This is a genomic window from Nonomuraea sp. IBHARD001 (assembly GCF_056106265.1).
In genome coordinates this window covers 5,064,103-5,081,824 of the sequence record NZ_JBWBBW010000002.1, presented here as the reverse complement: position 1 = coordinate 5,081,824, position 17,722 = coordinate 5,064,103, and the positions used below count along the sequence as shown (strand labels likewise).

General features: G+C 71.6%; 14 protein-coding genes and 1 pseudogene. 11 read left to right on the top strand and 4 right to left on the bottom strand.

Translation table 11 applies throughout. From position 1 onward, the window contains the following. Window positions 1-2 precede the first annotated feature (2 nt). Together ACTWNK_RS25225 and ACTWNK_RS25220 are read right to left on the bottom strand one after the other, a co-directional pair. Entirely contained in the window at window positions 3-1,970 is a 1,968-nt protein-coding gene (locus ACTWNK_RS25225) for a GTP-binding protein (RefSeq protein ID WP_474306986.1), read from the bottom strand. Between the two features lie 140 nt (window positions 1,971-2,110). Next, window positions 2,111-2,830: a MerR family transcriptional regulator gene (locus ACTWNK_RS25220; protein WP_474306985.1), complete on the bottom strand. Its 720-nt coding sequence runs from the start codon at window positions 2,828-2,830 to the stop codon at window positions 2,111-2,113. A gap of 98 nt (window positions 2,831-2,928) precedes the next feature. On the opposite strand from ACTWNK_RS25220, the gene ACTWNK_RS25215 reads away from it, so the two are divergent. Further along, the gene (locus ACTWNK_RS25215) at window positions 2,929-5,202 is read left to right on the top strand and encodes an ATP-binding cassette domain-containing protein (protein ID WP_474306984.1); all 2,274 of its coding nucleotides are present in this window, start codon (window positions 2,929-2,931) and stop codon (window positions 5,200-5,202) included. 92 nt (window positions 5,203-5,294) lie between these two features. Then, window positions 5,295-5,912 (top strand): hypothetical protein, encoded by a 618-nt coding sequence (locus tag ACTWNK_RS25210; protein WP_474306983.1) that lies wholly within the window; start codon window positions 5,295-5,297, stop codon window positions 5,910-5,912. Window positions 5,913-6,072: 160 nt separating this feature from the next. On the opposite strand, the pseudogene ACTWNK_RS25205 reads toward ACTWNK_RS25210, so the two are convergent. Continuing rightward, window positions 6,073-6,255: pseudogene (locus ACTWNK_RS25205) on the bottom strand (DNA-binding transcriptional regulator); the annotation flags it as partial. 40 nt (window positions 6,256-6,295) lie between these two features. Here ACTWNK_RS25205 and ACTWNK_RS25200 point away from each other — a divergent pair. Both ACTWNK_RS25200 and ACTWNK_RS25195 read left to right on the top strand, forming a co-directional pair. Then, the gene (locus tag ACTWNK_RS25200; protein WP_474306982.1) at window positions 6,296-6,610 is read left to right on the top strand and encodes a hypothetical protein; all 315 of its coding nucleotides are present in this window, start codon (window positions 6,296-6,298) and stop codon (window positions 6,608-6,610) included. A gap of 39 nt (window positions 6,611-6,649) precedes the next feature. Then, window positions 6,650-9,736, top strand: a complete 3,087-nt coding sequence (locus tag ACTWNK_RS25195) for an AfsR/SARP family transcriptional regulator (RefSeq protein ID WP_474306981.1) — start codon at window positions 6,650-6,652, stop codon at window positions 9,734-9,736. 70 nt (window positions 9,737-9,806) lie between these two features. On the opposite strand, the gene ACTWNK_RS25190 is transcribed toward ACTWNK_RS25195, so the two are convergent. Beyond that, a complete protein-coding gene (locus ACTWNK_RS25190) occupies window positions 9,807-10,259 on the bottom strand; it encodes an SRPBCC family protein (protein WP_474306980.1) in 453 nt (150 codons plus the stop codon). A 187-nt stretch (window positions 10,260-10,446) separates the two neighbouring features. Here ACTWNK_RS25190 and ACTWNK_RS25185 point away from each other — a divergent pair, with 187 nt between their 5' ends. The 7 genes from ACTWNK_RS25185 to ACTWNK_RS25155 all read left to right on the top strand — a co-directional run bounded on the left by ACTWNK_RS25185 (window position 10,447) and on the right by ACTWNK_RS25155 (window position 17,668). Continuing rightward, the gene (locus ACTWNK_RS25185; RefSeq protein ID WP_474306979.1) at window positions 10,447-10,710 is read left to right on the top strand and encodes a hypothetical protein; all 264 of its coding nucleotides are present in this window, start codon (window positions 10,447-10,449) and stop codon (window positions 10,708-10,710) included. Beyond that, complete coding sequence (locus ACTWNK_RS25180) at window positions 10,617-11,099, top strand: transcriptional regulator (RefSeq protein WP_474306978.1); 483 nt, start codon at window positions 10,617-10,619, stop codon at window positions 11,097-11,099. Before ACTWNK_RS25185 ends, ACTWNK_RS25180 begins: the two co-directional genes overlap by 94 nt. 183 nt (window positions 11,100-11,282) lie before the next feature. Next, on the top strand, window positions 11,283-12,077 hold the full coding sequence (locus ACTWNK_RS25175; protein ID WP_474306977.1) for a hypothetical protein: 795 nt from the start codon (window positions 11,283-11,285) through the stop codon (window positions 12,075-12,077). Between the two features lie 396 nt (window positions 12,078-12,473). Further along, window positions 12,474-13,289, top strand: a complete 816-nt coding sequence (locus ACTWNK_RS25170; RefSeq protein ID WP_474306976.1) for a lysostaphin resistance A-like protein — start codon at window positions 12,474-12,476, stop codon at window positions 13,287-13,289. Between the two features lie 58 nt (window positions 13,290-13,347). After that, entirely contained in the window at window positions 13,348-13,728 is a 381-nt protein-coding gene (locus tag ACTWNK_RS25165; protein ID WP_474306975.1) for an immunoglobulin domain-containing family protein, read from the top strand. 174 nt (window positions 13,729-13,902) lie between these two features. Beyond that, window positions 13,903-14,178 (top strand): DUF6355 family natural product biosynthesis protein, encoded by a 276-nt coding sequence (locus ACTWNK_RS25160; RefSeq protein ID WP_474306974.1) that lies wholly within the window; start codon window positions 13,903-13,905, stop codon window positions 14,176-14,178. A 259-nt stretch (window positions 14,179-14,437) separates the two neighbouring features. Then, window positions 14,438-17,668 (top strand): S8 family serine peptidase, encoded by a 3,231-nt coding sequence (locus ACTWNK_RS25155; protein ID WP_474306973.1) that lies wholly within the window; start codon window positions 14,438-14,440, stop codon window positions 17,666-17,668. The last annotated feature ends 54 nt before the right edge of the window (window positions 17,669-17,722 follow it).

Sequence of the window (17,722 nt, the reverse complement as noted above, 5' to 3'; positions counted from 1 at the left end):
GCTCAGACCCTCCTCAGCACGTGCAGGAGGTAGTCCTTGCGGTTGAGCGGATCGTGGTCCGTCCTGCGCCTGGACGGCGGCGGCCCGTGCACGGCCAGGTAGCCGTCGAAGGCGCATTCGAGCACCCCCTCACCCCGCGTCAGGCCGGGCAGCACCTGGTGCAACTCGTGCACCCGCGCCGCCGGTATCCGCCCCTCCAGCACCGCGGCCCCGCCCTCCACCCTCGACGCGTGCGGCGTCGCCCGCAGCCTGGCCAGCACCGGCAGCACCTGGCCGAGCACGTCGGCGGGCAGGTCGAGCACGAAGCGGTGCATCGGCTCGTGCACCCGCACCCCGGCCATGACGAGCGCGTCCATCAGCACCAGCGGCGTGAGGTTGCGGAAGTCGCCCGCGGTGCTCGACATGCTCTTGTCGAACGTGCCGTGCGCGTGGCTCTGTCTCGGCCAGTACCCCGAGTGGGTCAGCGTCACCTCGCAGTCGACGACCTCCCAGCCGTGCACGCCCTGGCGCAGCGTCTCGCGCACGGTGTCCTCGACGACCTTCATGAACGTCGCGGGCATCGAGCCCAGCTCCACCTCAAGGCCGAACCGCACCCCCGAGCCGACCGGCGCGGGCCGCACCCGCAGCCCCACGGTGGCCAGGAAAGGATTGGGCGCCACGTCGATCACCTCGAACGCCGCGCCCACGCCGACGGGCCGCTCGACGCACACGGTGCCGGACTCGCCGAAGACGACCTCGACGCCGAACTCCTCGGCGAGCGTCGCCTGGATGACCTCCTTCTGCACCTCGCCGTAGAGCGAGAGCGAGATCTCCCGGCCCGCCTCGTCCTGACGCAGGTTGATGAGCGGGTCCTGCTCGGCCAGCCGGGTCAGCGCCACGTGCAGCGCGCCCCGCTCGCCCGGCCTGCTCGGCACGACGACCGTCTCCAGCGTGGGAGGCGCGAAGTGCCGTACGGCGGGCCCCGCGCCAGGCCCGATCACGTCGCCGACCCTGATCGCGCCGAGCCCCCACAGCCTGCCGATCCGCCCGGCCGCGACCGACGCCCTGCGTACGGCGCCGCCCGGCTCGAAGACGTCGATGGCGGTGATCCGGCCTTCCACGCCGCCGGGCAGGACGAGCCGGTCGCGGGTGCGTGCGGTGCCGGCGAACATCCGGACATAGGCGATCTTCTCGCCCGCCCGGCCGCGTTCGACCTTGAACACCGTGCCCGAAGGCGGCCCGTCGGCGTCGCCCTCACGTGCGGGCAGCAGCCGCCCGATCGCCTCGGCCAGTTCGGCGATCCCGGCCCCGGTGATCGCCGATCCGAAGTACACCGGATGCACGAGCGCGTCGGCCGTACGTGCGGCCAGGGCGCGCCGCAGCCCGGCATACGGCAGCGAGTGCTCGTCGCGGACGAAGTCGGCCAGCAGCGCGTCGTCGTACTCGGCCAGCAGGGCTGCCATCCGCGAGACGAAGGGCCGGTCGGCGCCGCCGTACGGGAGGAAGCGGGCGTCCTGGGCCGTGCCCATGGCGAGGACGGCGGGTGTCAGCTTCGCGGCGAGGTCGCCGAGCAGGGCCTCGGCTCTGGCGCCCGGCCGGTCGATCTTGTTGACGAAGATCAGCGTGGGGATGCCGAGCCTGCGCAGCGTGCGCATGAGCACCCTGGTCTGCGCCTGGACGCCCTCGACGGCCGAGACGACGAGCACGGCGCCGTCGAGGACGCCGAGCGCGCGTTCCACCTCGGCGATGAAGTCGGGATGGCCCGGCGTGTCGATCAGGTTGACGACGACGTCGCCGACGGTGAAACAGGCCACGGCCGACTTGATCGTGATGCCGCGCCTGCGCTCCAGGTCGAGCGAGTCGGTCTGGGTGTTGCCCGCGTCGACGGAACCGATCTCGTCGATCGCACCGGCGGCGTGCAGCAGCCGCTCGGTCAGGCTGGTCTTACCGGCGTCTACATGCGCGAGGATGCCCAGGTTCAGTGTGCGCAACGGTCTTCATGTCCTCTGACAGAGAGATGGATGTCATCGTCTGGCGGAACATGGTTGCCTTGCGCATGTCGGAGGCTCTCCTGGGTCGGCGATCGGTCAGGGTGAGTACACCAGGGGTCTTGCGGGCCGGGCAAACGGTTTTAGCCCTGGCCGTGCTCGGTGAGATAGGCGTGCAGGCGGCCAGCGCCTTCGAGCATGGCCAGCGAGCGCAGGCCCAGCGCCGCACGGCGTTCGGCGATCACGGCACGCAGGGCCTCGGTGCTCCCGGTGCGGTGCAGGCCGTCGAGCACGGCCTTGATCTGCGGCAGCGGGTAGTGGCCGAGCCTGAGCATGTGCACGATCCGCGCGTCCCTGACATCGGCGGGCCCGTAGCGGCGATACCCGGTGATCGCCTCACGCTTGGGCGCCAGCAGTCCCGCCGCCTCCCACACGCGCAGGGCCGATGAGCGCACGCCGAGATGCCCGGCCAGCTCGCCCACCCGCATCCCCGAGCGCGGCGAGGCGTCCGGCGCCTGCCCGGCCAGGGCCTCGAGCGCCTCTGAGGTGGCCTGCAGGGCCAGGCGCAGACGGTGCAGTTCGGCATGGGCGGCGTCGACGAGGGCGAGGGCGCGCGGCACGTCGTGCGCGTGCACGGCCCGCATGACGTCCTGCGCGCCCTGCGGCCCGTGGCCCTGGGCGAGCGCCCGGTAGGCCAGCAGCGCCTCGGCGTGCTCCGGCCCGTAGACCCGGTAGCCGGAGGCGCTGCGCGGCACGGGCGGCATGACGCCCGCGTCCTCGTAGTTGCGGATCTGCTGGGTGGAGACACCGGCGGCCCTGGCCAGATCGACAGGACGCAGCCTGCGTGAAACACCGTTCGCCATGGCGGCCACCTTATGTACGTACTTGAGGGTTAGGGCAGTCTACTCCGGAGAAACGTGCGAAAAGTTGATATGAATGGTTCAAAGATACGCTTGAAGCCATGGTGGATGAATGGATCCGGGTCACCGGAGCACGTGAACACAACCTCACCGGAGTCGACGTCGCGGTGCCCAAGCGGCGGCTCACCGTCGTGACGGGCGTCTCGGGGTCGGGCAAGTCCTCCCTGGTCTTCGACACGATCGCGGTCGAGGCCCAGCGCCAGTTCAACGAGATGCTGCCCGCGTTCGTGCGCGGGTTCCTGCCGAGCTTCGGCCGACCGGCCGTCGACATGATCGAACACCTGCCCGCCGTGGTCACGGTCGACCAGCGCAGGCTCGGCGGCGGCTCCAGGTCCACGGTCGGCACGATCACCGACATCGCGCCGCTGCTGCGCCTGCTGTTCTCCCGGGCGGGCCACCCCTACGTCGGGTACGCCGACTCCTTCTCCTTCAACATGCCGGCCGGGATGTGCCAGGCGTGCGAGGGGCTGGGCGAGATCACCGACATCGACATGCGGGCCTTCCTCGACCCCTCGCGCTCGCTCGACGAGGGCGCGCTGCTGGCCCCCGCCTTCAAGGTGGGCACCTGGCACTGGCAGATCCTGGCCGGCTCCGGCCGCCTCGACCCCGCCAAGCCGGTGGCCGACTACACCGGCGCCGAACGCGAGGACCTGCTGTACGCCACGACCGGCACCGTCCCGATCGAGGTGAAGGGCCAGCAGGTCAACGTCACCTACGAGGGCGCGGTGACGAAGTTCAGACGTCTGTACGTCCACGCGGAGGGCGCCAAGGCCAAGGAGGCGGCGGCCAGGTTCACCACGTCCGTGCCGTGCCCGGAGTGCGGCGGCGCCCGGCTGTCCAAGCTCGCCCTCGACTGCAGGATCGACGGCCGCAACATCGCCGAACTGTCGGCCATGGAGGTCGACAGGCTGGTGCAGGTGTTGGCCGCCCTCGACCTGCCCGAGGCCGCGCCGGTGGTCGCCGCGCTGCTGCCGCGCGTGCGCCATCTGGCCGACATCGGGCTCGGCTACCTGAGCCTGGACCGGGCGACCGACAGCCTGTCGGGAGGGGAGTCGCAGCGCGTCAAGGTCGTCAGGCACCTGTCGGGCACGCTCAACGACCTGCTCTACATCTTCGACGAGCCCAGTGTCGGCCTGCACGCCAGGGACGTGCGCAGGCTCACCGCCCTGCTGCACCGGCTGCGCGACAACGGCAACACGGTCCTGGTCGTCGAGCACGACCGCGACGTGATCGCCGCCGCCGACCACGTCATCGACATCGGCCCCGGCGCCGGCGGCGCGGGCGGCACGGTCACCTACACCGGCGATCCCGAAGGCCTGGCCGCGTCGGGCACGCCCACCGGCCGCTTCATGGGCGCGACCGCCGAACTCAAGCCCGCCGTACGGCGGCGCACCGGCGTGCTCGCGGTCAGGGGCGCGAGCGTGCACAACCTGCGCGACGTCAGTGTGGAGATCCCTCTGGGCGTGCTCACCGCGATCACCGGCGTGGCCGGGTCGGGCAAGTCGTCGCTCGTGCACGGCGCCTTCCGGGCCCAGCACCCCGACGCCGTCGTCGTCGACCAGGCCGCGCCCAGTGCGAACAGGCGCTCGACGACCGCGACGTACACAGGCGTGCTCGACCCGATCCGCAAGGCGTTCGCCAAGGCCAACGGGGTGAGCGCGGCCCTGTTCAGCGCGAACTCGGCGGGCGCCTGCCAGGGCTGCGCCGGGCTCGGCGTGACCTACACCGACCTGGCCTTCCTCGACGTGGTCAGCTCCGTGTGCACCGCGTGCCAGGGCAGGCGCTTCACCGACGAGGTCCTGGGCTACCGGCTGAACGGCAGGTCCATCGGCGACGTGCTGGAGATGACGGTCGCCCAGGCGCTGGAGTTCTTCGCCGGGCACCGGACGGCGGCGCCGATCCTTTCGGCCGTGGCCGACGTCGGGCTGGACTACCTGCGCCTCGGCCAGCCGCTCACCAGCCTGTCCGGCGGCGAGTGCCAGCGCGTCAAGCTGGCCACCCACCTGCACCGGAAGGGCACGGTCTACGTCATGGACGAGCCGACGAGCGGGCTGCACATGTCCGACGTCTCGCGCCTGCTCGAGGTGCTGGACCGGCTCGTCGACGTGCACGGCGGCACGGTCGTGGTGATCGAGCACAACCTGGACGTCGTCGCGCACGCCGACTGGGTGATCGACCTCGGTCCCGAAGGCGGCAGCGGAGGCGGCCAGATCATGTACGAGGGGGAGCCGTCGGGCCTGCTCGACCACCCGCGCTCGCACACCGGCAGGCACCTGCGCGAGTCGCTCAGGCGGCCGGTGGCCGCGAAGGTGTAATTGTGCGCTGACCGACAGGTGAACCGCGGGTTCTACTGCTGGCACAGCGGGAGCCCATCCGGCCCCCGCACGTCAGCAGGGGGTAAGTCACGATGTCACCCAAGTACGGCCCACGGCATGCGGCGGCGGTGGCGCTCACCGCGCTGAGCCTGACCGGGGTCGGCGCCGCGGTCGCCGCGCCCGCCCACGCCGTGGTCTTCAAGGAACTGGAGTACCGGGGCAACTCGGCCGGGCTGGTGCTGACCGCACTCGGGAACGTCGACGGGGCCGACGTCTTCCTGAGGCCGGACACCAACAGCAGGTTCGGGCAGTGGGCGCAGACCGCCACCGTCTCGTCGGGCGGCGGCCAGCCCGCGTTCTTCTACACGCTCAAGGCCAGCCTGGACAGCGGTCCCGAGCTGTGCCTGACGGCCAAGGACACGGTCAGCGTCACGGTGGCACGCTGCAACGGTTCCGAGGCCCAGAAGTGGTTCCACCCGACGGCGGTCTCCGGACCCGGCGGCACGCTGCCGACCAAGAACGTCAAGACGCTCAAGCACCTGGGCCAGAGCGGCGCGGCCAATGCGCCGCTGTCGCAGTTCGCCCAGATCGGCCCGCACTTCTGGGCCAAGCGCACGGCGTGGCACCCGTTGGGGCGCGGCCGTACGGCGCTCATGCCGTACGGCCGCAGCTTTGAGATCTACTTTGTAAAGGCGGTGGCCTCGTTGTGATCATCGCGGCCAGGGCGGTGCAGAGCGTCGGCGGTGTGCTGCTGCCACCCGCGACGCTCGCATTGACCAACACGCTGTTCGAAAGGTGAGCGTCTCGGGGGTGACGGCGCCCGAGCCCGGGCCGAGGGTGAGCGTCATGCTCTGCAGGGCGTGCACCCGGCCGCGAGGGCAGCACCTGCTCCAGCTTGGCCAGGGCGCGCACGGAGCTGTCCTCGATGCCGCTGACCGGCGCGACGGCCGCCGTGCGCAGGCCGACCGCGATGGCGACGGCCTCCTCAGCAGGGACAGCAGGCGGAGCAGGCGTGCGGAGGTGTCCAGCATGAGATCCATCCTGCCGCCCACCTAGGACAGTAGTCGTCCTAGGTGGCTCCTGGGTTGGAGTCATGCGCGAGAACGACACCACGCAGATCCGCCCCTTCCGCATCGACGCCCCGCAGGCCGACCTGCGCGAGCGGCTCGGCCGTACCCGGTGGCCGGGCGAGGTGGGCGGGCAGGGGTGGGGCGAGGAGCGGGTGTGTGCGACGCCGATGGCGGTGGCGCTGTTCACCGTGCAGGACATCGCGTTGCGGCGTGACGAGGACAGGGTCAACAACGTGGTGCGCTGGTCCGACTTCGACCGGGGCGGGCACTTCGCGGCGATGGAGGCGGGCGAGGTGCTGCTGGAGGACATGCGGGAGTTGTTCGCCGCCTACCGGTGACGATCCGGCCCGCGACGGTGTGCCCTTAAGGTCGGTCATATGCGTTTTGGTGTGCTGGGACCGGTCACCGCGTGGACCGATGCGGGGCAGGTCGTCGTCGTACCCGGGCTGAAGGTCAGGCTGCTGCTGGCCGCACTGCTGGCGGGCGAGGGGCGGGTGGTGTCGGCCGATCGCCTGGTGGAGGACCTGTGGGGCCAGGACGCCCCGGCCAACCCGGCGGCGGCGCTGCAGGTACGCGTCTCGCAGCTGCGCAAGGCGCTCGAGGACGCCGAGCCGGGCGCGAGGGAGCTGGTGCTCTCGCGTGCGCCGGGCTACGCGCTGCAGGCCGGGCCGGGCGCGGTCGACGCGGCCAGGTTCGCGGACCTGGTGGCGGCCGGCGAGCCGGACGAGGCGCTGCGGCTGTGGCGGGGAGCCGCCTACGCCGACTTCGCCGACGCGCCGTTCCTGGCCCCGCTGATCGCCAGGCTGGAGGAGGCCAGGCTGACGGCCACCGAGACCCTCGCCGAGCAGCGGCTGGCCGCCGGTGAAAGCGTCGAGGTGGGCGACCTGGTCGCCGCGCACCCGCTGCGCGAGCGGCTGCGCGCGGTGCACATGAAGGCGCTCTACCGCGCCGGTCGCCAGAGCGAGGCGCTGGCCACCTACGCCGAGGTGCGCACGCGCCTGGCCGACGAGCTCGGCCTGGACCCCTCGCCCGAGCTGGCCGCGCTGCAGGCCGCGATCCTGCGCCAGGATCCCGAGCTCGGCGCCGGGGCCCCGCTCGCACCGACGAACCTGCCCGCCGCGCTCGGCGTGCTCATCGGGCGTCAGGAGGCGCTTGCCGAGGTGGCGGCGCTGCTGCAGGAGGGCAGGCTGGTCACGCTGACCGGTTCGGGCGGCGTCGGCAAGACCAGCCTCGCCCTTGAGGTGGCCCGCACGCTGACCGGAACGCAGCCCGACGGCGCGTGGCTGGTGGAGTTCGCGCCCTACGACCGTGACAGCACCACGGCGGCGGAGCTGGCCGAAGCCGTGCTGGCCGCGCTCGGCATCCGCCAGGACAGCGCCACCGGTCCGCAACGGCTGGTCCAGGCGCTGCGCGGCAGGCGGCTGCTGCTCGTCCTGGACAACTGCGAGCACGTCGTCGACCAGGCGGCCGAGCTCACCGAGACGTTGCTGCGGGCCGCGCCGGGTGTGCGGGTGCTGGCCACCGGCCGTGAGCCGCTGAACGTCTCGGGAGAGGTCGTGTGGAGTGTGCCCGCGCTCGGCGTGCCCGAAGGCGGCGAGCTGCTCAGTGTGGCCAAGGCCGATGCGGTGCGGCTGTTCGTCGCCAGGGCGGCGGCCTCCTCGCGCGGGTTCGCCCTGGACGCCGGCAACGCCGAGGCGGTGGCGCAGCTGTGCCGCAGGCTCGACGGTATCCCGCTGGCGCTGGAGCTGGCCGCCACGCGGGTGCGCGCGCTCGGGGTCAAGGAGCTGGTGGCCAGGCTCGACGACCGGTTCAAGGTCCTGGCCGGGTTCCAGCGTGGCGCTCCGGCCAGGCAGCAGACGCTGACGGCGATGATCGACTGGAGCTGGACCCTGCTCACCGGCCCCGAACGCGTCCTGCTGCGCCGCCTGGCCGTACACGCCGACGGGTGCACGCTGCACGCCGCCGAGCAGGTGTGCGCCGAGCCCGGGCTCGATGTGCTCGACCTGCTGGCCAGGCTGGTCGACCGCTCGCTCGTGGTGGTCGTCGAAGGGGCCCATGGCGTGAGGTACCGGCTGCTGGAGTCGGTCGCCGCCTACTGCGCCCAGCGCCTGCACGACGCCGACGAGGTCGACACGGTACGGCTGGCGCACGCCGCCTACTACGCCGATCTCGCGGCGGGCGCGGAGGAGGGGCTGCGCGGGCCCGAGCAGGCGCAGTGGCTGCGCCGCCTGGACGCCGAGTCGGCCAATCTGCGTGTCGCCCTGGACGCGGCGCCGGGCGCGACGGCGTTGCGGCTGGCGAGCAGCCTGGCGTGGTACTGGTTCCTGCGCGGCAGGCTCGGCGAGGCGCACCGCGCGCTGGGTGCGGCGCTCGCGGCGCCCGGTGAGGTGGACGGGGGCCTGGTCGAGCGGGCGAGGGCGTGGCAGGCCGGGTTCGCGTTGCAGCTGGGGCAGAAGTGCGACTGGGAGGCGGCGCTGCGGGTCGCCGATCCGCGTGCGCGGGCCCATGCGCAGTGGTTCGTCTCGCTCGGCATCGCCGACCTGCCGACGGCCAGGGGACTCGTCGACGACGCGCTGGCCGCCTTCCGCGAACTCGGCGACCGCTGGGGGGTGGCTGCGGCGCTCAGCAGGCACGCGCGTGACGCCTTCGCCCAGCGCGACCTGGCCGCACTGGAGCAGGCGGGCGAGGAGAGCGATCGGCTGTTCGGCCTGCTCGGCGACCGGTGGGGCCGGTTGCAGGCGGGCGAGTGGCTGGGCGGCCTGGCCGAGATACACGGCGACTACGAGGCGGCGACCGCGCGCTTCGCCGACGGCCTGGCGATCGCCGAGGACCTCGGCCTGTGGCCGGACGCCGTACGGCTGCGCTCCTGGCTGGGCTGGCTGGCGATGAGCGCGGGCGAGCACGGCCCCGCCATCGCCCACTGCGAGCAGGCGTTGTCGCTGGCCACCGGGCAGGGCTACCGGGAGGGGCAGATCTTCGCCGAGATGGGCCTCGCCCTGGCCGCCAGGCGGGCGGGACAGGTCGAACGGGCCGAGGCCGGGCTGCTGCGCCTGCTGGAGGGGGTGCCGCGTGACGGGGAGCCGCCGCTGTTCCTGCCCACGGTGCTGAGCGAACTCGGCTTCGTGCACGAGGGCAGGGGGGAGGCGGCCAGGGCACGCGAGCTGTTCACCGAGGCGTTCGCCGCTTCCGAGGCGATCGGGGATCCTCGGTCGGTCGCGTTCGCCGTGGTGGGGCTGGCGGCGGTGTCGTCGTTGGATTCGGGGGAGGCGGAGTCGGGGGAGGCGGCGGTGCTGCTCGGGCTGGCCGAGGCCGCGCGGGAGGCGCACCGGACTCCGGCGGGGGCTTCGGAGCTTGTCGAGATCGAGCGGGTGGAGGCCAGGGTGCGGGCGGCGTTGGGGGAGGCGGGCTATGCGGCCGCGCATGGGAAGGGGAGGGGGCTGACGTTCGAGTACGTGCGCGGGTAGAGGGGCGGAGAGGCGCCGTGAGGTTGCCAGGCCGTGACGCTTCCGGGACTCGGACAGGCGCCGCTCGTCGCTAGCGTGTCAGGGCCAGGTGTTCGGTCAGGCGGTCGAAGAACTCCTGCCATCCGGCTTCGGCCTGGCGGGCGTGCTCGGCGTCGGTGTTGACGCCGTACTGGTGCAGGCGCATCGTGGTGCCGCCGTCGCGTGCGGTCAGGGTGAGGGTGGCGATCGAGGCGGGGGCGTCGCCCGGGTTGTCCGGGTCGCCGGTCGTGAACACGAGCAGGCCCGGCTTCGCCACCTCCCGGTAGTGGCCGCCCAGTTTCACCTCGAAGCCCTCCTCCCCGACGAACACCACCTGCCAGCCGCCGCCCGGCCGCAGGTCGAGGTCGATCCGGTCGGCGGGTGTGGCGAAGACACGCGGCCCGAACCACCGGGTGAGCCGCTCCGGCCGGGTCCAGGCGTCGAAGACCTGCTCGGGGGAGGTGTCGAAGTCGCGGACGATCTCGTACTCGGCGTGCTGGGTCATGTCGGGGCCTCTCGGTTCGCCTGCTGTGCGTTCACGCTCTCGCGTCGGCCTTACGACCGGCTTCCGGTGTGCTTACGGCCGACGTCTGGATTGGCTGTGACACATGACTACATGCTGCGTTGTTTCGTGTATCCGGCTGGAGGGTGTTCGTGAATCAGGTGTTCGTGAATCAGGTGGGAGGATGCCGATGACCGAGATTCGCGTCGAGCTGGTCGAAGCCGCTCTGCGGGCCGCCCGCCGGTTGGGCAGGGACGTCGCCGACGTGCCCGTCCTGGCCATCGCCCAGGAGGCCGGGCTGTCGCGCAGCACCCTGCTGCGCCGCATCGGCGGCTCCCGCCAGGCCCTGGACGATGCTCCGTGCACAGCCTGTACGCGGCCTTCGGCGGCCGTGACGAACTCCTGCGCGCGATCTTCGAGACGCACAGCCCCATCGTGGACGTGGAGAAGGTGATCAGCGGCCCGCGGACCGACCTGCGCGAGACCGTCAACAGCATCTATCGTCTGCTGGCCGAGGCCCTCACCCGCGAGCCGCGCGTGGTCCCCGCCATGCTCGCCGAAGCCCTCGCCCGCCCCGGCGAACCCGCCCTTCGCGCCCTGCGGGAGCACTTCACCCCACGCATGCTCGCCAGGCTCGGCGCCTTGGCGGCCGGGGAGATGGCCGCCGGGCGCATGCGGCCCCTGCCGCTGCCGCTGGTCCTGCAGCAGCTGATCGGCCCCGTCCTGACGCACTTCGTCACCCGCCCGGCCTACGAGCGCGTCATCGGCCTCGACCTGCCCGACGCCGACCAGGCCTGCACGGTGTTCGCCGACGCCTTCCTGCGCGCCGTCGCGGCGCCGTGACCGACCAGAACCGGAACCACTCTTTGTCGTAGGCCCCTGCACGCTTGCAGTCGGTCGCGGCGCCGTGACCGACCAGAACAGGACCTCTCCCATGTCCCCTCTCCCGACACGCCGAAGCCGAACGCCGTGCGCCTGCTCGCCGGTAGTCATCCTCGGGGCGACCGTGCTGGTCGTCGTGATGTCGTGCGCCTTCGCGCTGCCCGCCGTCAAGGGCGGCCCGCACGGCATTCCGCTCGGCCTGGCCGGACCCCGCAGGCCACGCAGGCCGTACAGTCCCGTCTGCCCACCGACGCCTGGCAGGTCACCGCCTACCCCGACACCGCGTCCCTGCAGAACGCGATCAAGCAGCGCGAGGTCATGGGCGGCTTCGCCTTCGGCGCCGACGGCCTCACCGTCCACACCGCCGCCGCCCTTCCGATGATCATCGGTGGCATCCTGCCCGCCGTCCTGCTGCCGCGCCTGTTCCCCGGCCAGGCGAACCTGCGCCGCCGCCTGGCCGGAGTTCTCCTGTTCGCCCTGGTGGCCGGAGCCGCCGCCGCGGCCGTCCCGCAGTACGGCTTCGGCTCCCTGCACGGCGCCTACCGGCTCACCGCGCTCGGCCTGTCGCTCGGCATGGCCGCACTGTCGCTCCCCTTCCTGGCCCTGGAGTCGCTGTTCGGGACGGCCGGGCTCGGGGCGGGAGCCGCCGTGATGATGCTGGTGGGCAATCCGCTGTCCGGAATGGCCGGGCCGTACTGGCTGCCCAGCGGGTGGGCCACCTTCGGTCAGCTGCTGCCGCCGGGGGCGTCGGGCAGCCTGGTACGCGCCAACGCGTTCTTCGACGGCATCGGGGGAGGCGCTCCCGCGTTGACGGGATGGCATCCGTGTCGTGGGCGGGCGGCAACGGGGCGGTGTTGTCGTGGGTCGGTGGCACGCGTACGCCCGTGTCAGGGACGCGGTCATTCCTCGATGGGGACAGGTCGTTTCCGCTGGGAGTGACCGCGTGCGCCGCCTGGGGCGGGAGGCGTCGGCGCGGTTGGGGCGGTCAGGACGGAGGCGGCGGCTGCGTGGGCGGCCATGACTGCGCCTTCGAGCACGGGGGTGTCGCTCGCCGGGCATTCCATCCTGATGGGTGGTACCCGGTTCACCCTTTCGGGTGAGGTCGGGCCGATACCGCCTGGCCTAGCTTCGAGCTTGTGCCTTTCCCGCGTCTCATACCTCTCGGCTCTCTCGGCGTCGTCGTGCTCGCCGGCCGGACGGTCTCCGGCCGATGCCGGGTGCCGCAGCTGCCGTGATCGACGGGCGTCCATCGAGACGATCGCCCGTTGCCAGGGGTGTGCGCCCCGGACGTCATTCACCGTTTTCGCTCCCACGCCCGTACGAAACGAGTTCATCATGACCGCGCCTCCGACGCGCTCCCGTCCTGCCGGATCAACCACGGCCGACGTCACGTGGTTCTTCGCGATCGCCGTCCTGCTGTGTTTCGCGCTGTCCGTACCGATGGTCTTCCGGCTCGTCCCGGCGGACTACAACAACCTGATCACTCCGGCCCTGCAGCTGACCCCGCTGCTGGCAGCGATCATCATGTGGCTCGCCCGACGCCCAGGAACGTTCCGCGAGACGTTCGCCACCACCTGGCGCGGCACACCCAAGTGGGCGGGCATCGGCATCGGCCTCATCGCCGCGATCGCCGCGTTCCAGACCGCCACCGCACTGGCCTTGGGGATCTGGCAGCTCAACCCGCTCGACCAGATCGTCACCGCGGCCATCTGGATTCTTCCGGTCTTCGTCATGCAGTCGGTCTTCGCCATCGGTGAGGAGTTCGGCTGGCGCGGCTGGCTGGTGACGCGCGCCGCGTCCTGGGGGTTCTGGCGGCTGGCCCTTGTCAGCGGTCTGGTCTGGATCGTCTGGCACCTCCCGGTCCTCGCCGTCATCGGTGACCTGCCGTTCTGGGGCATCGTCGTCTATTTCGCCGGCATGCTGCCGTGGGCGCCGCTGCTGCTGGCCCTCCGCTGGCAGTCGGGGAGCGTCTGGCCCGCGGTCCTGACACACGGAGCGATCAACAGCGTCCGGGTGTACCTGCTGCAATCCGTGCCGAACGCAACCGATCACCTGCTCATCGAAGTGATCGGCTGGGTGCTCACCCTCGCCGCCGCCGTATGGCTGATGCGCCCGAGCCGGTCGAGCACGCCGAACCGACTGGCCGGGTGATCGGCCCTCCCGACGAGGCCGCGCCAATCTCGTCCGCAGGCAGACGATCCTGGAATCGATGATCCGCACAGCCCTGGTGTGCGAATCGCCCGGCGAGACGTTCGTGATCGGAGTGACGATCGGCTTCATCGAAGACGTCGAGCAGATCATGGGGAGTACGCGATTCACCTGCCGGGGCAAGCCTCTCAAGCTCACCTACTTCGACTGCGACACCGGCGCGGCGCTTCTCGTCTGCGGGGTGTCCTACGAGGGCGGTACGTCACCGGTGACCGTCTCCTGGACCATCGACGGCGTCCCACGCCCGGACCTGCTGAACCACATCGTCATCAGGACCGGCTGCGTACCGGGCAGACCCTACAGAGCGGTCGTCACGGTAGGAGATGCCTTCGACAGCTTCACGGACGTCCAGAGCCACACGTGTAGCAGGAAGCAGCAGTAGTCCCCGCAGCCCTCACGATTCGCCACCCCGCGACGCAGTTGGCGATACCTCCGGGTTTCCCTGAGCACCGGGCACACGGGCAACGGGAAACCCCTCGCGGCGGCTCCGGAAATCGGCGGACAGTCGTCCGTACCCGAAGTCCTTCACAGAACGGGAATCGTCATGCGTGTTCAGATGAAGACCGCCGCCGTCGCGCTCGCCCTCGGGCTTGCCGCCCTCGCCGCCCCGGCCGACGCGCAGTCGACCGCGGTCACGGCCGAGCCGTGCGGACACTACGTCTTCCGTCCGACGGAGTACTACCGCAACTGTACGCCGACCAGCGAAAGGATCTGGGTCACCTACCGGATCCCGGGCCAGAACCGGCATTTCTGTGTCGCGCCGTGGGGTCAGGTCGAACTCGGCCATTACCTCAATGTCTACAGCGTCCATCACGACAGCTGGGGCTGCTGACGTTCACTGGAGGACAGGTACAAGGACAGGTACGAGGGTGCGCAGATTTCCGTCTGCGCACCCTTTTTTGGTTGACGATCCCCGATCCCCGATCGACGACCGCGAAGCGGTAGCGCAGGCTGTACCGCACACCGGCAGCAGGCGGGATCGATCAAGGTACGACCAGCGCGGGATGCTTTCCGGCAGGACGCCCCGCTTCCGCCGAATGCGGAAGCCCCTTCTCACCCAACCAGGGCGTCCCCGAAGGAGAAGAACCACCATGACCACATCACAAAGACCGACGAAACGGCGCGGGCTTGCCGTACTCGTCGCCCTTGGCGTCTTAGCCGCGCCGGTGGCCACCCCGGCCGCCGGCACAACCGCACCACCCGCCACCCCCACCCCCACACATGCACCAAGCAGCGAGACCATCACGCTCGTCACCGGCGACCGGGTGAGCGTGTACGGCAGGCCGGGCGCCTTGGCGCACCGGGTGCAGCCGGGCGCGGGGCGCAAGGTGTCGTTCTCGATCGAGAAGAGGGGCGCGCACACGTTCGTCCTGCCGTCCGATGCCGCCCCGCTGGTCGAGGCGGGGCTGGTCGACGAGCGGCTGTTCAACGTCACGCAACTGCTGGAATGGGGGTACGGCGACGCCCGCAGTACCCGTATCCCGGTCCTGACCAAGGGCGGCGCGGCACCGGGGCCCGCGGTCGCCGGGGTCAGCCTGAAGTCGGTCGGGATGAAGGCCGCCGAGGTGCCCAAGGCGCGGGCCGCGACCGTGTGGAAACGACTGCACCCCGAGCCGGGCGCCAAGACCATGGCCGCAGGGGTGTCCAAGCTGTGGCTGGACGGCGGCGTGTTCCCCGCCCTGGACAGAAGCGTCGCGCAGATCGGCGCCCCGCAGGCGTGGGCCAAGGGCCTGACCGGCAAGGGCGTCACCGTGGCCGTGCTCGACACCGGCTACGACGCGAACCATCCGGACCTGAAGGGCGTCGTCAGCCACGCCGTCAACTTCACCGACGCGCCCGACATGATGGACATGGTCAACCACGGCACTCACGTGGCCTCCACCGTCGCAGGCACGGGAGCAGCCTCCGGCGGCAAGTACCGGGGCGCGGCGCCCGACGCGAGGCTAGCCATCGGCAAGGTGCTCAAGGGCATCGGCAACAACAGGACGTCCGACGTGCTCGTCGGCATGGAGTGGGCCGCCCTTGAGATCAAGGCTCCCATCGTCAGCATGAGCCTCAGCATGACGGACACACCGGCACTCGACCCGCTGGAGGAGGCGGTCAACACCCTGTCCGAGCAGACCGGAAGCCTGTTCCTGATCGCCGCAGGCAACGAAGGGACCAAGGGCGAGGAGAGCATCCGAAGCCCGGGCAGCGCCGACGCCGCACTGGCGGTGGGCTCGGTGGAGCGCGACGAGAGCCTGGCGAGCACCTCCAGCCGCGGCCCCCGCCCCATCGACCGGGCCGTCAAGCCGGACATCACCGCACCCGGCGTGGGCATCGTCGCGGCCCGCAGCCCATGGAGCGCCGAGGCCCCGTACGAGGCGCTGAGCGGCACCTCGATGGCGACCCCGCACGTCTCGGGCGCCGCGGCCATCCTGTTGCAGCAGCACCCCGGCTGGAACGGGAGGCAGCTGAAGGCCGCGCTGATGGCGTCGGCCAGGCCGAACGCCGAGCTGACCCAGTACCAGCAGGGCGCCGGGCGCGTCGACGTGGCCAGGGCGATCACGCAGGACGTGGTGAGCGACAGCGGCAACGTGTGGACGTACCGCTCCTGGCCGCACAACGACACGCCGCTCACCCACGAGGTCACCTACACCAACGCCTCCGACCGTCCGGTGGAGCTGTCCCTGGCCGAGGACGGCCCGTACACGCTGTCGGCCGATCGGCTCACCCTTCCCGCCGGAGGTGACGCCACCGTACGGCTGACCCTGGACGCGGCGCTGCCGCCCGGCGACTACCCGGGCACCCTCACCGCCACCGCGGGCCGGACCGTCCTGCGCACTCTGGCGGGCGCCTACGTCGAACCCGAGTCGCACAGCATCACGATCACCGCGCTCGGCCGGGACGGCCAACCGGTGGCGGCGGTCGTGTCGGAGCTCCACAACGCCAGGACCGGTGAGCGCACCTTCCTGAAGTTCATCGACGGCGTCGCCCACCGGCGGCTGAAGCCGGGCACCTGGACCCTCAGGGCCAGGCTGACGGAGAAGTGGGAGGGGCCGGACCCGGACGATGTGGTGATCGTCAGCGAGACCCTCGTCTACCGTACGTACCGGGTCGGGCCCGCCGACCTCCGGCTGACGCTCGACGCCCGCCTGGCCAGGCCGCTGACGCTGTCCGTCGACGACCCCGCGGCCGAACCGGCGGGCGACCTCAGGGTCGAGCTGGCGAACACCGAGGGCAGGCGCATCGCGACCTCCTACGACTTCCTCAAGGGGATACCCGTGTTCGTGCTGCCCTCCAGCCAGGAGGCGATGACGTACATGGCCTACCAGGTGCTCGCGTCCCCGGGTACGGCGCCGAGCAGGTACGACCTGCTCGACATCCGCTCCGGCGGGCTGCCGGTCGACGCGGCCAAGCGGTTCACCCGAGCCGGTCTGACCAAGGTCGCGATGACCTTCCGCGCCCAGGACACCGGGGGCGCCGCCGAGTTCACGCGGAAGTTCGACCTGCCAGGCAAGCAGGACGTCAGCTATTGGCCCACCGCCGTCACGCTGCCCAGCACGCTCGACAACTACCTCACCCCCATCACCGGCACCCAGTGGTACGGCACGCTCACCCAGCCGGGCCGTACCCTGGGCGACCGCGACAAACGGACCATCGCACCCGGGCAGCACACCGAGACGTGGAACGCGGCGGTCGCCGGTGCGGGCACGCTGCGCGCCTCCCGGGACGGCGACACCCTCGAATACCTTCCCGACGACCTGTTCAACGACAGCGACCCCGCCCACACCGGCTGGGACGCCGACATCACCGGCACGATGAAGCTCCTCGACGGCGACACCGTCCTGCGGGAGACCGACCTGGCCGACTGCGACCTCCCCGCCGACTGCCGGGTGTCGGCACAGGTCCCGCCCGCCGAAGGCGTCTACACCGTCGCGGTCTCGGCCCGTCGTGACGCCGGGCGCGGACTGTCGACGGCGGTCGACACCGCGTGGACGTTCGCCTCGGCACACGCCGCCGAGGCCGTGACGTACGCGGTGCCGTCGATCCGCTACGTCCCGCAGGGCCTGGACGACTCCAACCGGGCCCGTCCCGGCTCGACGACCGAGATCGCGATCACCACCGACGGCGGCGGCCTGGACACCCTCCAGGTCGAGGCGTCCTTCGACGACGGCGGCACGTGGCAGGACCTGAGCCTCACCCGTACCGGCGCCGGCTGGACCGCCTCGGTGCCCAACCCCGCCACCCCCGGGCACGTCGCCCTGCGCGCCACCGGCTCCGGCCCCGGCGCCCTGGAGGTGAAGCAGACCACGACCCGGGCCTACGCCGTAAGGAACTGACCCGGACCATCTGAACGACCAGCGCGGCGGCGGCCCGGCATCAGCCCGGACCGC